This window comes from Reyranella sp. (assembly GCF_965229815.1).
Classification (GTDB): Bacteria; Pseudomonadota; Alphaproteobacteria; order Reyranellales; family Reyranellaceae; genus Reyranella.
This window is the reverse complement of sequence record NZ_CBDDJN010000006.1, coordinates 1560069-1574222: the sequence shown is the minus strand read 5'-3', so window position 1 is coordinate 1574222 and position 14154 is coordinate 1560069. Positions and strand designations below refer to the sequence as shown.

Here is a 14154-nt window from a genome sequence, read left to right as displayed (position 1 = left end):
CTGGACGATTTTACGGTCGGGCAATGTTGCGCGACGCGACGGCGCGCCATCCCGATACGATTCTGAACATCGCCATGAACATCGATTCGCGCAAACGCCGCCGTTCACTCCGGTGTTCGCCGAAGCGCGATCAGTCAATGGCCGCGCACTTCCGAGGACAGTCGGGTGGTCGGGGAAGCGCGGCAAGTCATGCGCAGGATCCTGTCGCAGCGATCATTGCCACGCAGGGCTAGGCGTCGCTGCGCAGCCGGGCAAGGAGGGCGTCGACGTCGGCGCGGCGGACGGCCGCCGTGCCCACGCCCTGGACGGCCGCGGCGCCGCAGACGAGGCCGAGCTGCAACGCCTCGTCGAGCGGTTGCCGTTCCGAGAGCCCGAACACAAGCCCGGCCAGGAAGCTGTCGCCGGCGCCGACCCCGGTCTTCTGCCTCACCGCGATCGCCGGCGAGTGGATGACGCTGTCGGCCGTCGCCAGGATCGCGCCGGCATCTCCGAGGGTCAGCGCCACCATGCGGGCGGCGCCGTCCTCGACCAGCCGCTTGGCCTGCGCGAGCTGGCTCGGCAGGTCGTCGACCGGCCGGCCGACGATGGCCTCGAGCTCGGACAGGCTGGGCTTCAGCAGGAAGATGCCGGCGCCCAGCGCGGCGGTCAGCGCCGGGCCGGACGTGTCGAGGACGAAGCGGGCGCCGCGGGCGGCGACGATGCGTGCGGCCTGCGCGTAGAAATCGGTCGGCATGCCGGGCGCCAGGCTGCCGCTGGCGACCACCCAGTCGGCCTCGACCTGGCGCAGCCTCTCCAGCATCGTCGCCCATTCCGACGGCGCGACCTCGGGGCCGCGCGGGACGAAGCGATACTCCTGGCCGGTCGACTGGTCGTACACGGTGACGCTGATGCGGCAGGCTCCGGCGATGCCGACGGTCTGCCAGGGCACCCTGGCCGCCGTCAGGAACTCCTCGACGAAGCGGCCCGTCACGCCGCCCGAGGCGAACAGCGCCAGCGCCTGGCCGCCCAGCTCGCCGACGACGCGGGCGACGTTGATGCCGCCGCCACCGGCGTCGTAGCGCTCGTCGAAGGTCCGGATCTTGTGGCCCGGCCGCACGGACGGGGCCACGGTCGCCATGTCGACCGCCGGATTGACCGTGAGCGTCGCGATGCGCGCGGGCATGCATCTTCTCCCTTGCGCCGACCGTGACGGTCCGGAACAGGCGCTGCCTTGACACAGGTCAAGCGCACGCCGTGCGTGGGCATTCGCCGTGGTCCGTGTAACGGCTTCGGCGATCGTGACGTCTTCCTCGCAGCAAGGATGGAGGCGACATGCGGTATGGAGATCCGGCGGTCTGGCGCCGCTTCCTGGAGAAGCGGGGCATCGATCCCGAACTGGCCGATGCCTGGTCCAGGTTCGCCCGGTCCAACATCCGGCTGATCCCCTCGTCGCTGGACGAGGACACGACTCCGCCGGGCACCAGCAAGCTGGGCGGCCTGCCGGACCTGCCCGACGGCGTCGCCTGGCCGACCCGCGGTCCCTACGCCTATACGCGGGAGGAGGACGATTATCGGCCACCGGAGGCCTGGGAGACGCAGTCGCTCTCCTTCCTGGCCCAGATCAACTTGGCCGACGTGGCGGCGGCGGGATGCGACCTGCCGCTGCCGTCGGCCGGGCTGCTCCTGTTCTTCTACGACGCGGAGGTGCAGCCCTGGGGCAGCGAACCGTTCGACGCGCCGGGGACGCAGGTCCTGTTCGTTAGGGCCGGAACGGCCACGCGGCGCCCCGTCCAGGGCGTTGGGCGATGGTCGCCCGTCCGTCCCCTCCAGCTTCAGCCCTCGCAGGGATTGCCGGAGTGGAGTTGGCTCAAGCAGGAGATGAAGGGCGATTCGGGATACGGCGTCTCCGCCTTCCACGACGAGCTTGGGAAGCTGAGCGAGGAGGACCATCAGGAAATATTGTTCGAGGGCCATGCATTCGGAGGCTGGCCCTGCGAGGTCCAGGGTCCGATGGAGATCGAATGCGAGATGGTCCGGCACGGCCTCAATCCGGGGCAGTCGGAAGCGTACGGGGATCCGAGGATGGCGACGCTCCGGGAGCGCGCAAAGGACTGGCGCCTGCTCCTGCAGCTCGACTCCGACGAGGCGCTCGACTGGCTGTGGGGCGACTGCGGCAAGCTCTACTTCTGGTGTCGCGAGGAGGACCTCGCCCAACGGCGGTTCGAGCGCGCCTGGACGATCCTGCAATGCACGTGAATGGGTAAGCCGAAGAGTTCATGTCGTACTGGTTCTCGGCACATGCCGTCGGCATCCGGCCTTCCCGTTCGTCGTTCCGATGAAATGCCGGCAGGGTCCGGTTGGCAAAAAGGAGACGGCAGATGCGGGTGATGGTGCTGGTGAAGGCGACCGAGGACAGCGAGAAGGGCTTCGTGGCGACGCCCGAGACGCAGGCGATGATGGAGGCGATGGGCCGCTACAACGAGGAGCTGACGAAGGCCGGTATCCTGCGCGACGCCGATGGGCTGAAGCCCTCCTCGGAAGGCAAGCGCGTGGCGTTCGACGGCGCGGGACGCACGGTGATCGACGGGCCCTTCGTCCATCCGCGCGAACTGGTCGCGGGCTTCTGGCTGTGGGAGGTCAAGGACATGGACGAGGCGGTGGCCTGGGTGAAGCGCTGCCCCAACCCGATGCCGGGTCCGAGCGAGATCGAGATCCGGCCGCTCTACGAGATGTCAGACTTCAGCTGAACGCCGAGCGGGCCAGCGCCTCGAGCCCCAGGAACGTCGGCTCGGGGCGCACGATGATTCGGGTCGGCACCTGCGCCAGATAGGGGCGAAGGCGGCCCTTGCCCTCGAAGCGCTCGCGAAACGACGAGGCGCGCACCCGCTCGACGATGCGCGGGACGATGCCGCCGCCGATCAGCACGCCGCCGCGGGCGCCGAAGGTGAGCGCCGCATTGCCCGCCACGCTGCCCAGGAAGGCGCAGAACAGGTCGAGCGTCCGGCGCGCCGCCGCCGATCCTTCCGCGACGCCCGCGCGCACGATCTCCTCCGGCGAGGGCGGCGCTTCCCACGGCGCCTGCCTGCCGCCCAGCGCCTCGTGCAGGCGGACCAGGCCCGGTCCCGACAGGACGCGCTCGGCCGAGACATGGCCGATGCGGCGGCGCAGGATACCAATGACCTCCGCTTCGTCCTCGGTCGTGGCGGGGAGGGTGGCGTGGCCGCCTTCGCTCGCCAGCGCCTGCGGCCCGACGCCGGGCAGGAAGCAGGCCATGCCGAGGCCGGTGCCGGGCGCGATCAGGGCGACCGGCGCGCTGTTCACCGGCTCTCCGCCGCCCACCGCCGCAACGTCCGACGCAGCAAGGCGGGGCACCGCCCAGGCGAGCGCCTCGAGATCGTTGACGATGCGCACGAAACGCAGGCCCAGGTCGCGCGCTAGTTCCGCGCCGTCGAGTGTCCACGCGGCGTTGGTGAGCGTGCAGCGCCCGTCGCGCACCGGGCCGGCGGCGGCGGCGACGACGCCTTCGATCCGGTCGTCGGCGTGGCGGTCGAGGAAGTGACGAAAGCCGTCGACCGCGCTCGCGTGGTCGCGCGTGGCGAAGGAATCGACGGGGCCGAGCCCCGATGGCCGCAGCACCGCGAAGCGCGCCCGGGTACCGCCGATGTCGGCCAGCAGACAGGCGCCCGGAGATGCGTCGGCGGTCGCGCGTCGTCTCGTGGCTATGCGGAGGCTCCGGTGCGGCTACGGCTGGGAAGTTCGGACCGACGCTACAGGGGCCGGCGACCGGGCGATTGACCTGCCTCAAACGGCCGGTGGACCCGGCCGATGTTTGATGCATCGCAAGGTGGCGCCGCCGGGGTGCCGCCATCGTGCGGCGGAACCTCAGCCGGAGGTTGTGATGACCGACTTCGCCCAGGCCACCCGACCGCCCCATGCCGTCGCCGACGACCTCGCGGAAGGCAATCTCTTCGTCGAGGTGCAGGTCCCGTCTTGGCCGCCCGGCGTCACCCAGACCCTGGTCCGCCAGCGCGACGGCCGCCGGGCGCTGACCGTCCGCGCCAAGCCGTCGGGCCGGCTGCGGGTCGAGTTGGCGCGCGCGGGCCATGCCACGCAGGTCGTGCGCACCGTGCACCTGCGGCTGCGCGCGCCGGGCCTGCTGCGCCTGAACGTGGCGTGGCGCGGCGACGATGTCGTGGTCGCCGCCGGCGGCCAGATCATCGGCTCCAGCCGGGAGTTCAGTCCCGAAGGGATCGTGGCGCCCGAGATGGTCGAGGAGACGGAGGCGCCGCTCGATCATGTCGGCAACGAGCAGGCTCGCCTGGCACGGCGCCGCCGGGCTGAGGTGCTGCTGCAGCAGATCGGCGGCGAGGCGTCGGCGACGACCGGCTGGTTGGTGGCGCTCGGCCGCCAGGTGCAGGTCGCGGCCGACCTCACGGCGCTGGCGCGGGAGGGCCGGCATCATCACCTCGCGGGCCTCGCCGAGGCGCTCGTGCGCCTCGTTGCCGGCGACGCGCCGCTGCTGCAGAGCTGTGCCGCCGTGGCCGACGCCCCGCTGCTGGTCCACGCGCCGGTGTCGCCCGCGCCGCAGCAGTCGCCGGCGGGTCTCATCGCGGCGGCGTTCGATGTCGCGGCGGCGCGCGACGAGCACCATCAGCTTGCCGTCGACCTCGACATCTGGCTGCGTCACGAGCATCCCTGGACGGGCGGGCGCCAGGTGCCGGTCGAGACGCTGCTTCTAGCCGTCGCTTCCGCGCTGGCGCCGGCACGGCCGGATCACGAGGAGTCCGACATCGACCGCCAGATCCGGTCGGCCTTCGCCCAGGGACAGCCCGTCGCCGGCTTCTGCGCCTTCGCGAGCACCGTGTGCGGCCTCGCCGCCGCGGTGGCCGCGAAGGTGGGCGGCGGCGGCGTGCCTCCGGCGCCGCGCCTCTAGGCGCTACCGCGCACTGCCGTACCCATCTGAGCCTTCGGCACCAGTCACGACAGGCATCCCCACGCCATCGGGCAGGACCGACGAGGAGCATTGCACGGCATCCGCGACTCGGATAATAGCTATTGCGAAGCATTCGCAATTGGCGTCGCGACCTTCCCGCACGACGGTCGCGCCGCGACAGGGGCCAAAGTCACGGCGTGGGGAACGAACGAACCTTGCGGCTCTACCTCGACCATCGCGTCAAGCTGGTCGAGTACGCCAACGGCATCGTGCGCGATCCGGGTCGGGCGGAGGATGTCGTCCAGGAAGCGTTCCTGCGCTTCAAGGGCGCGACACCGGAGCGTTTGCTCGACGAGCCGGTGGGCTACCTCTATCGCATCGTCCGCAACCTGGCGCTCGACCGGCGGCGCCGGTCACTTCTCGAGAAGCGCTATTTCCAGGATGGCGCCGAGCGGATCGCCGAGGCGGTCCCGGAAGGCAGGCCGTCGCCCGAGCAGGAGCTCATCGATCGCCAGACACTGCGGCGCGTGTTCGACGCGCTCGAGGCTCTGCCGGAGCGGACGCGCATCGCTCTCGAGATGCACCGTTTCGGCGGCTGCACGCTCAAGGAAATTGCCGAGCACTTGGGAATCTCTGTATCCATGGCACAGGTGCTGGTTGCGGAAGGCGTGCGCCACTGCATGCGTTCCCTCTAGCCGCCGATACCCAGCGTCGCGTCCGGACCTGACCGGCGCGGAGCAAGGAACTGGAATGGCCGTGTCCCCGACAGACCTCGATCGCGCCGAAGGAGAGGCGACGGACTGGCTGATGCGTCTGTCGGAGGGCGGGGGCGACGCCGAGCTGCGCGCCGCATTCGAGGCCTGGCGTGCAGCGAGCCCGCTGAACGCCCAAAGCTGGGACCGCGCCCGGCTTGCCTACGAGTTGATCGGTCGGCATGCACCACGGCATGCGGAACACTGGCAGCCCCGTACCCCGCAGCGGAGCGCGGGGCGGCCGTTTCCCGCCGCGGCAGCGCCTGGGCCGTCGCGGGCGCGTGCCCCGGCGGCACGGGCCGCCCGGCGCTGGCGCATCGCCGCCGGTCTCGCCGCAGCCGCCTGGATGGCACTGATTGTCACGGCGCTGTTGCCCGGATGGCTCCTGCGGCTCGAGGCCGATGTCGTCACCGAGACCGCCGAGGTGCGAAGCCTGGTGCTGGCAGACGGCTCACGCGTTCAACTTGGACCGGAGAGCGCCGTCGAGCTTTCCGTCGGGCCCGAGACCCGGGAGGTGCGCCTGCTCAAGGGCGAGGCGTTCTTCGAGGTCGTGCCCGACAGGTCGCGGCCCTTCCGGGTCGAGGCCGGCGACGCGTCGATAACGGTGCTCGGCACTGCCTTCGAGGTACGGCTCGACGATGCGGAAACGCTGGTGGCCGTCCAGGAAGGCCGCGTCCGAGTCGAGGGCGGAAGAGCGCTGCAGTCGGGGCCGGCGTTCCTCGAGGCCGGCGCCATCGCCCGGATCCGGCCCGGCTATCCCATCGAGCACGGCGCCATGAAGCCCGATGACGTGGCGCCGTGGCGCCGTGGCGAGCTTGTCGCGATGGATCGTCCGGCGGGCGAGATCGTCGCCGAACTGCGTCGCTACCATGCCGGCCTGATCGTCGTGCAAAGCGGCGCTTTCGCGTCGCGGCGCGTGAGCGGCATATACGACCTCAAGGATCCGGCGAGCACGTTGCGTGGCGTGGCGGCGTCGCATGGCGCCAGCGTGCACCAGCTCTCGCCCTGGCTGCTCGTCGTCGTATCGGCTGGCCCCTAGTTCCCCTGTGAAAAGTCGCACGCCTCGTTGGAAGTCTTGCCGGGTCGTGCGTTTGTTGGGTGGAGGCGATTGAGAAGCGTTCGTATCGGGCCTCCGGGGAGAGTAGGGCGCGATGGCGAAGGCAGAGTTGTCGATCGGTGAGTTGAAGAGCGTTTTCGTGGCGTCCCTCGCCTCGCTGGCCGTCCTCGGCATTGCCGGTCTCGCGTCCGGTGCTCGGGCGCAATCGCCGACGCCGGGCCAGGCGCAGTCTTCCGTGCGGGAGTTCGACATTCCCGGCCAGCCGCTTGCCGAGGCGCTGGTCCAGTTCGGTCGTCAGGCGGGCCTGTCCGCCTCGGTCGATGCGGCCCTGACCCAGAACCGGCGCAGCGCGCCGGTCAAGGGCAGCATGCGCTGGGAGCAGGCGCTGGCGGCGCTGCTTGCGGGCACGGGCCTGACCTACCGCATCAACGGGTCGGTGGTGACGCTGGAGCGCGCGGGTGCCGGAGCGAGCGGCGCCATCCAGCTCGATCCCCTGCAGGTCCAGGGCAACCCGGTTCCCTCCCAGGCGATGATCGACAACATCCCGCCGCCCTACGCCGGTGGCCAGGTGGCGACCGGCGGTCAGCTCGGCCTGCTGGGCAATCGTGGCGTGATGGACACGCCGTTCAACCAGACGAGCTACACCGCCAAGAAGGCGCAGGACCAGCAGGCAGAGACGGTGAGGGACGCGCTGATCGACGATCCGTCGGTGCGCATCGCGTATCCGGACGCCAGCGCCGCCGACGATACGGTCTACATCCGCGGCTTCCCAGTGGCCGCTGCCAACTTCGCCTATGGCGGCCTCTACGGCATGCTGCCGACCTTCTCGATCATGGCCGAACTCGCCGAGCGTATCGAGGTTCTCAAGGGGCCGAGTGCGATGCTGAACGGCATGCCGCCGCTGACGGCGATCGGCGGCACGGTCAATGTCGTTCCCAAGCGGGCCCCGGACCAGCCGTTGACTCAGCTCACGGCCGGCTACACGTCCAACTCCCAGTTCGGGGCGCATGCCGATGTAGCGCGCCGCTTCGGCGACGAGAAGCAGTTCGGTGTTCGCTTCAACGGCGTCTTCCGCGCCGGCCAGACGCCCGTGCAGTGGACGGCCGATCAGCGCGCGCTGGCGATCGCGGGCCTCGACTTCCGCGGCGACAGTGTGCGGCTCTCGGCAGACCTCGGCTACCAGTATCAGTACGTCAGCGGCGCTCTGCCCTACCTCGGCGTCGGCGTCGGCGTGCCGTTGCCCTGGGCGCCGAAGAACGACGGCAATTTCGGCGAGCCGTGGAACTACAGCGAGCGCAAGGACCTGTTCGGGGTCGTTCGCGGCGAAGTCGATATCATGGACAATGTGACGGCCTATGCGTCGTTCGGTGCCCACGACTTCCGGCAGGCCGCGCTGTCGGGCGGCGCGCGCCTCACCTTCCTGAACCAGACCGGAAACACCACCTCGACCCCCTACAATCAGAGCGTCTACCAGACGTTCTTCACGGGCGAGGGCGGCCTGCGGGGCGTGGCCGATACCGGCCCGATCAACCATCAGTTCGCGTTCAGCGCGATGACCTTCTCGCGGATCAACGGTCTGGGCACCGTGAACGGCACGCCTTTCGCCACCAACATCTATGGACCCAACGTCATCGCCCGGCCGAACCTCGTGCAGCCCGCCTCGAACAAGGTCGCGGCGCTCTTTCAGACCAGCTTCGCGGTCGCGGACACGCTGTCGGCCGCGGACAAGCGCGTCCAGCTCACCCTGGGTGGCCGCCTGCAGCAGATCCAGGCGGAGAACTTCAACGCGACGACGGGCGCACAGACCAGCATCTACAATCAGAGCGCGCTCACGCCGTCCGTCGCCCTGGTCGTGAAGCCGTGGTGGGACAATGTCTCGTTCTATGCGAACTTCATCCAGGGGCTGCAGCAGGGCATCGTCGTGCCCAGCACCTTCGCCAATGCCGGCGAGATCTTCCCGCCCTACAAGTCGACCCAGTACGAGGCGGGCGTGAAGATCGACTGGGGCAGGCTGACCACCACCATGAGCCTGTTCCAGATCAGCCAGCCCAGCATCCTCACGAACGTCGCCACCAACACCCAGTTCCTGGGCGGCGAGCAGCGCAACCAGGGACTCGAGTTCAACTTCTTCGGCGAGGTCACGGAAGGCTTTCGCGTCCTGGGCGGTGTCATGCTGTTGAGCGCCGTGCTGACCAAGACGCAGGGCGGCCTGACCGATGGCTGGATCGCGCCGTTCTCGCCGGGTGCCCAGTTCAACCTCGGCGGCGAGGTCGACGTCGCCGGCGTTCCCGGACTCACGCTGCTGGGAAGGGCCATCTATACCGGACCGCAGTACATCGACACGACCTGGCCGCGGCGCCAGCTGCCCGAGTGGACCCGCTTCGACGTCGGCGTTCGCTACACCGTCGACAACTTCAAGCCGACGGACCGTCCCATCGTCGTGCGCTTCAACGTCGACAATGTCCTCGATTCGAACTATTGGGCCGGCGGCGGAGGAGCGACCTCACTCATGCTGGGTGCGCCGCGCACCTTCCGGCTTGCGCTGACGACGGAGTTCTGACGAAGCTTGGCGCGGCACCTCGCATCGCCCGCACCGTCGTGGCGCGGAGTCCCCCAACTATGCGAAAAGGTGCGGGCAGCGGCGAAGGGGGCAGGCATGGCGACGGGGAGAAGGCGGCGGCGATCGGTGGATGGGCCTCCCGGCCGTGCCGATGAGCGATTTGCCGTTGCCGACGCCTCGCTGGCCGACGTGGTGCAGGCGCTGTCCGAGGGCCGGGTCACGGCCAGCAGCCTGGTCCGCGCCTACCGCGCCCGCATCGCCACGCTGGACCGTGCTGTCGCCCGCGGCGGCAAGGGACCGCAGCTGAATTCCGTGCGCGCGATCAATCCCGATGCGGGCGCCATCGCCGCCGCGCTCGACGGGACGCGGCCCTCGCCGCGCCAGCCGCTGGCCGGCGTTCCCATCCTGCTCAAGGACAATATCGCGACCGGCGACCGGCAGCGCACGACGGCGGGCTCGCTGGCGCTGGCCGACGCCGGCGCGCGGGACGATGCGTCGCTGGTCAAGCGGCTGCGCGCGGCGGGGGCGGTGATCCTCGGCAAGGCAAACCTGACGGAGTTCGCCAACTTCCTCGCGGTCGACATGCCGGCGGGGTACAGCTCGCTCGGCGGCCAGGTCCGCAACCCTTGGGCGCCGGCGCTGCGCGACCATCGCGACGCGCCGCTCGTGTCGCCCGGCGGGTCGAGCTCGGGCTCCGCCGTCGCCGTTGCGGCCGGTCTGTGCGCCGCAGCGATCGGGACCGAGACCTCGGGCTCGCTGCTGAGCCCCGCGACGCAGAACGGCCTGGTCACGGTGAAGCCCACGGTCGGCCTGATCAGCCGCGCCGGCATCCTGCCGATCGCCCACAGCCAGGACACGGCGGGGCCGCTGACACGGACGGTGCGCGATTCGGCGCTGCTGCTGAACGTGCTGGCGGCACGCGATCGGCTCGATCCGGTGACGCGGAGCCTGAAGCGGCCAAAGGACTACACCGCCGGTCTCGACCGGCAGGGGCTGAAGGGCGCGCGGATCGGCGTGCCGAGCGATCCCGACGATCCGCTGAACGACGTCTATTTCGGCAAGCTTCCGCCGCGCGCGCAGCGCACCATGAAGCGCGCGCTGGAAGCGCTGCAGGACTGCGGTGCCCGGCTGGTGCGGGCCAGCCTGCCGACCGCCGGCTGGATCGGCGGGCCCGGCACGACCATGCCGGTGCTGAACCGCAATCCGCTCAGTCGCAACCGCGGCGCGCTGGCCACGCCGCCCATCGTGTTCGTCTACGAGATCCGGCGCGACCTCGACCTCTACCTGCGCGACTGGGCGACCGGCACCCGCATCCGCGCGATGGCCGACATCATCGCCTTCAACGAGGCGCATGCCCGCCGCGCTCTGCGTTTCGGCCAGGACCTGTTCCTCGCCGCCCAGGCGACGCGCGGCGATCTCCGCGAGGCCGAGTACCGGTCGGCGCGCGCCATGGACCTCAGGGCTGCGAAGGCGCTGGGGCTCGATGCCTACATGGAGCGCCACCGGCTCGACGCGGTCGTGTTCCCCGGGGCGATGGGCGCATCGATCGCCGCCAAGGCGGGCTATCCCAGCGTCCAGGTCCCGGCCGGTTTCATGTCGGGCGTCGACGGACGGGAGACGCCGGATTTCCCGATCGGTCTCACCTTCACGGGCCGCGCGTGGAGCGAGCCGGCGCTGCTGCGGTTCGCCTACGCCTACGAGCAGGCCTCGCGCGCCCGCCGACCGCCGCCCGGCCTCGCTGTCCCGTAAAGGGGAACGAGGCGGCGATGCAACGATGCCGCCCCTCACGCATTGTCTACTGATACCCAGGAGGCAACGTGCAATCGAGATTGTTGCACCAGGTCGAGGGCGAAAGGACCTACGCCCTGATCTTCGAGACTGGCGACGAGGTCCTGTCGCTGCTGAAGCAGTTCGCGCAGGAGCACGACCTGTCCGCGGCCCGCTTTACGGCCATCGGCGCCTTTAGCGAGGTGACGCTGGGCTATTTCGACTGGGACCGGAAGGACTACCAGCGCCATCACGTCGCCGAGCAGGTCGAGGTCGCCTCGCTGGTCGGCGACGTCGCCCTCGGGCCGGATGGCAAGCCCGCCGTGCACATCCATGTCGTGCTGGGACGCCGCGATTCGAGCGCGCTGGCCGGCCACCTGCTCGAAGCGACCGTGCGGCCGACGCTGGAACTGGTGCTCGAGGAATCGCCGGCCCATCTGCGCAAGCGGCATGATCCGGAAAGCGGTCTGGCATTGATCCGGCTGGATGCCACGGCCGGCGGAAGGGCTTGAGCGGCAACCCTTGGCCTGTACGCGGCATTGGATCGAAGACACCTGTTGCCGGGGAGGATTTTGGCATGGCCGACATTCACCGGCCGGACTCCGCGGGGACACGCGAGGTTCCGCCCCTTCAGGCGCCGCGGATCGCTGTGCCCCGGCGTCGTGGCCGCTTTTTCGCCCGTTATCCGTGGCCGTCGCTCGGCGGGGCGGCAATCGTCGTCGCCTTGCTGGTCGGGGTGCTCTTGATGGGAGGTGAAATTTGACGTTGCCGAAGGAGGGGCCGGTTCCCGGCCAGCGACGGCCGCGTACTCTCGTCGTCGTCGCCGACAGTTCGCGGGCGTCCTTCCTGGAGTTCGGGGAAGGCAGCCGGCTTGTCGCAGCGGAACGGGGCGACATGACGGCGGCCGAGGCCCGTCGTCCGGCGCGCGACATTGTCACGGACAAGCCGGGCCGGGGCTTCAGGTCCGCCGGGAGCGCGGCGCGCCACGCTTTCGAGCCGCCGCATGATGTTCAAAAGATGCAGAAGCACGCCTTCGTGCGGCGTCTTGCCGACGTCCTCGACTCCGATCGCGCCGACGGTGCGTTCGAGCGTCTGGTCCTTGTCGCTCCGCCTCGCACGTTGGGCGAGTTGCGCTCGTTGCTGTCGCCCCGCGTCAGCGAGGCGGTGGCCTGCGAGGTGGCCAAGGATCTCACCACGGTCCCGCCGGTCGAGCGTCAGCGTGCCCTGGCCGAGACGCTGGGCTCGCTGCCGCTGTGACGCCGCCGTCGCCGGGATGCCCGGGGCGCGGCTTCAGGACTCCGGGGCCGCGTAGCGGGAGAGGACCAGGTCGGCGATCCGGCTGCGGCTGTCGTCTGGAGACAGGCTCCGGTCGTCCTCGACCTTGCGCGTCTCCTGGGCCAGTTCCTCGTCGCGGATGACGTCGCGAAACCACGCGGAGTAGTCGCTGCGCCGCAGATGGTGCTCCCAGGTCGCATCGTCGAGCTGTCGGGCGAGATGAACGAACTCGCAGGCATTGCGGGCGCGCCCCATGGCCAGGTTGGCCGGGGAGCGGAAATGGAAGCTGTGCTCCTCGCCGACGTCGCCTACGGCGTACTTTCCGGTGTGGCGTCGGTGAACCTGCCGGGGACCTTCGATCCTGACCGTCCGCAGGCCCGAATCGTCGTCGCGGAACCACGCGAATACCTCGTTGCTCCCCAGGGGCCGGACGGGCGGCGTGGGCCGGAAACCGGGGACCTTGCCGAGGCGACCCAGTCGGTCGACCGCGGCGCCGTCGAAGGCGATCACGGCGTCGATCCGTCCCAGGATGTCGTCGCAGAGGTTCTCGGGCGAGACGGTGAGGAAGAGCGACGCGGGAAAGGCCTGCGGCAGCTCCAGCGGAGTGTCGTGGCCGGCGGGGAAGGTCTGGTGGGCCTCGTCGAAGACGACCCAGTGAGGCCGCCCGCTTTTCGCATGCAGGTCGGAGATCGGCTTCAGGAGGTCACCGACCAGCCGCCGGCGGCCGGCCGCGTCGAGCGCCACGGTGTTGACGACGACGTTAGCAGCGGCCTGCCGCAGCAGGGCCGCCGCTTCCTCCCAGTGCGGCTGGGCGGCCGGTTCTGCGATCGAAACCGAATGTTCGAGGCCATGATAGTCGCCTTCCGGATCGATGACGCAGAAGGAGAACCGCCGTTCCACCATCTTCTCGGTCAGCATCCTGGCGAACCTCGACTTGCCGCAACCCGAACGGCCGATCACCAGGACGTTCCGGTCGGGCATCAACGGAACGTCGTTGCCGTGGGTGTCGGTCCCGAAGGGCAGGCCGAGCTTCGCCACGGGCATCAGGCGCTCGTCGTCATCGACGATCCGCGAGATGAGCTCGGCAACGCCGCTGCCGTGTTCGCCGCGAAGCCTGATGTCCGCCGCCTCCTTGACCGGCGGCAGCGCGTTGGCGACGGCGGCGGCGCATCCGCAGGCCTGGAAGAGGGCATGGTCGTTCTCGGCATCTCCGACCCCGATGACGTTGCGCGGAGAGATGTTCAGGTCGGCAAGGGCCGCCTCGAGTCCCCTCGCCTTGGTGACGTCGGGAGGAAGCACCATCACGGCGCCCTTGTTGAAGACGATCTTGAGCTCGAGCCCCAGCTCGTGGATGGTCTCGAGCACCGCGGCCTGATGGGGTTCCCAAGTAGCCACGATGCAGTGTCCGATCGAGAGCGGTTCCACCTTGCGGGCGAGCAGCCGGGCGACGAAGGCCGGCGGCGGCGCCGGCGCGAGCAAGGTCGTCTCGTCACGGTCCGGCCGGTAGAGCACCGCACCGTTCTCGGCGACGACCCGGTCGAACAGGCCGAGCTGCGGCGACACGTGCTTGAGGTCGGCGAGCTCGCGCCCGGTGACGAGGACGAGGCGTCGGCCCGATTGCCTCAGGCGCTGGAGCGCCTGGCACGTCTCCTCGTCCACCGCGCCATGATGGGCGATGGTGCCGTCGTAGTCCGTCGCCAGAGCCCGGAAGAACATCGCGGAAGCCCTCGTGTCCTGGAATGTCCCGTGGGTTGCACCATCGGATCACTGGGCGCCTCTGCTGCCGCAGGGACAGGCCGGACAGCCGATCCGCACGCGGCGCCTCGCGGAT

14 protein-coding genes are annotated in these 14154 nt (G+C 70.0%); 11 read left to right on the top strand and 3 right to left on the bottom strand.

Annotated elements, in window-relative coordinates:
* The first annotated feature begins 23 nt into the window (after positions 1-23).
* Positions 24-233, top strand: a complete 210-nt coding sequence (locus tag ACO073_RS18845; protein WP_421999269.1) for a hypothetical protein — start codon at positions 24-26, stop codon at positions 231-233.
* On the opposite strand, the gene ACO073_RS18840 is transcribed toward ACO073_RS18845, so the two are convergent.
* Positions 230-1162 (bottom strand): 1-phosphofructokinase family hexose kinase, encoded by a 933-nt coding sequence (locus ACO073_RS18840; protein WP_421999268.1) that lies wholly within the window; start codon positions 1160-1162, stop codon positions 230-232. The genes ACO073_RS18845 and ACO073_RS18840 overlap by 4 nt on opposite strands.
* A 149-nt stretch (positions 1163-1311) precedes the next feature.
* On the opposite strand from ACO073_RS18840, the gene ACO073_RS18835 reads away from it, so the two are divergent.
* Both ACO073_RS18835 and ACO073_RS18830 read left to right on the top strand, forming a co-directional pair.
* Positions 1312-2235 (top strand): YwqG family protein, encoded by a 924-nt coding sequence (locus ACO073_RS18835; protein ID WP_421999266.1) that lies wholly within the window; start codon positions 1312-1314, stop codon positions 2233-2235.
* 122 nt (positions 2236-2357) lie between these two features.
* Positions 2358-2726, top strand: a complete 369-nt coding sequence (locus tag ACO073_RS18830; protein WP_421999265.1) for a YciI family protein — start codon at positions 2358-2360, stop codon at positions 2724-2726.
* Here the strand turns inward: ACO073_RS18830 and glk are convergent.
* Positions 2719-3642: a glucokinase gene (gene glk / locus ACO073_RS18825; RefSeq protein ID WP_422002177.1), complete on the bottom strand. Its 924-nt coding sequence runs from the start codon at positions 3640-3642 to the stop codon at positions 2719-2721. The genes ACO073_RS18830 and glk overlap by 8 nt on opposite strands.
* 235 nt (positions 3643-3877) lie before the next feature.
* On the opposite strand from glk, the gene ACO073_RS18820 reads away from it, so the two are divergent.
* From ACO073_RS18820 to ACO073_RS18785, 8 genes are all read left to right on the top strand, one after another.
* Complete coding sequence (locus tag ACO073_RS18820; protein WP_421999263.1) at positions 3878-4912, top strand: hypothetical protein; 1035 nt, start codon at positions 3878-3880, stop codon at positions 4910-4912.
* 197 nt (positions 4913-5109) lie between these two features.
* The gene (locus tag ACO073_RS18815; protein WP_421999261.1) at positions 5110-5607 is read left to right on the top strand and encodes a sigma-70 family RNA polymerase sigma factor; all 498 of its coding nucleotides are present in this window, start codon (positions 5110-5112) and stop codon (positions 5605-5607) included.
* A 55-nt stretch (positions 5608-5662) separates the two neighbouring features.
* Complete coding sequence (locus ACO073_RS18810) at positions 5663-6703, top strand: FecR family protein (protein ID WP_421999260.1); 1041 nt, start codon at positions 5663-5665, stop codon at positions 6701-6703.
* A 157-nt stretch (positions 6704-6860) separates the two neighbouring features.
* Complete coding sequence (locus ACO073_RS18805; RefSeq protein WP_421999258.1) at positions 6861-9281, top strand: TonB-dependent siderophore receptor; 2421 nt, start codon at positions 6861-6863, stop codon at positions 9279-9281.
* A 126-nt stretch (positions 9282-9407) separates the two neighbouring features.
* The gene (locus ACO073_RS18800; RefSeq protein ID WP_421999256.1) at positions 9408-11030 is read left to right on the top strand and encodes an amidase family protein; all 1623 of its coding nucleotides are present in this window, start codon (positions 9408-9410) and stop codon (positions 11028-11030) included.
* Between the two features lie 68 nt (positions 11031-11098).
* A complete protein-coding gene (locus tag ACO073_RS18795) occupies positions 11099-11560 on the top strand; it encodes a PPC domain-containing DNA-binding protein (RefSeq protein WP_421999255.1) in 462 nt (153 codons plus the stop codon).
* A gap of 65 nt (positions 11561-11625) precedes the next feature.
* The gene (locus tag ACO073_RS18790; RefSeq protein ID WP_421999253.1) at positions 11626-11811 is read left to right on the top strand and encodes a hypothetical protein; all 186 of its coding nucleotides are present in this window, start codon (positions 11626-11628) and stop codon (positions 11809-11811) included.
* On the top strand, positions 11808-12305 hold the full coding sequence (locus ACO073_RS18785) for a host attachment protein (RefSeq protein ID WP_421999252.1): 498 nt from the start codon (positions 11808-11810) through the stop codon (positions 12303-12305). The genes ACO073_RS18790 and ACO073_RS18785 overlap by 4 nt, the downstream gene beginning before the upstream one ends.
* Before the next feature lie 33 nt (positions 12306-12338).
* Here ACO073_RS18785 and ACO073_RS18780 read toward each other — a convergent pair whose 3' ends face one another.
* Positions 12339-14039 carry an HAD-IIB family hydrolase gene (locus ACO073_RS18780; protein WP_421999251.1) on the bottom strand — a complete coding sequence of 567 codons (1701 nt, stop codon included), beginning with the start codon at positions 14037-14039 and terminating at the stop codon, positions 12339-12341.
* Between the last annotated feature and the right edge of the window lie 115 nt (positions 14040-14154).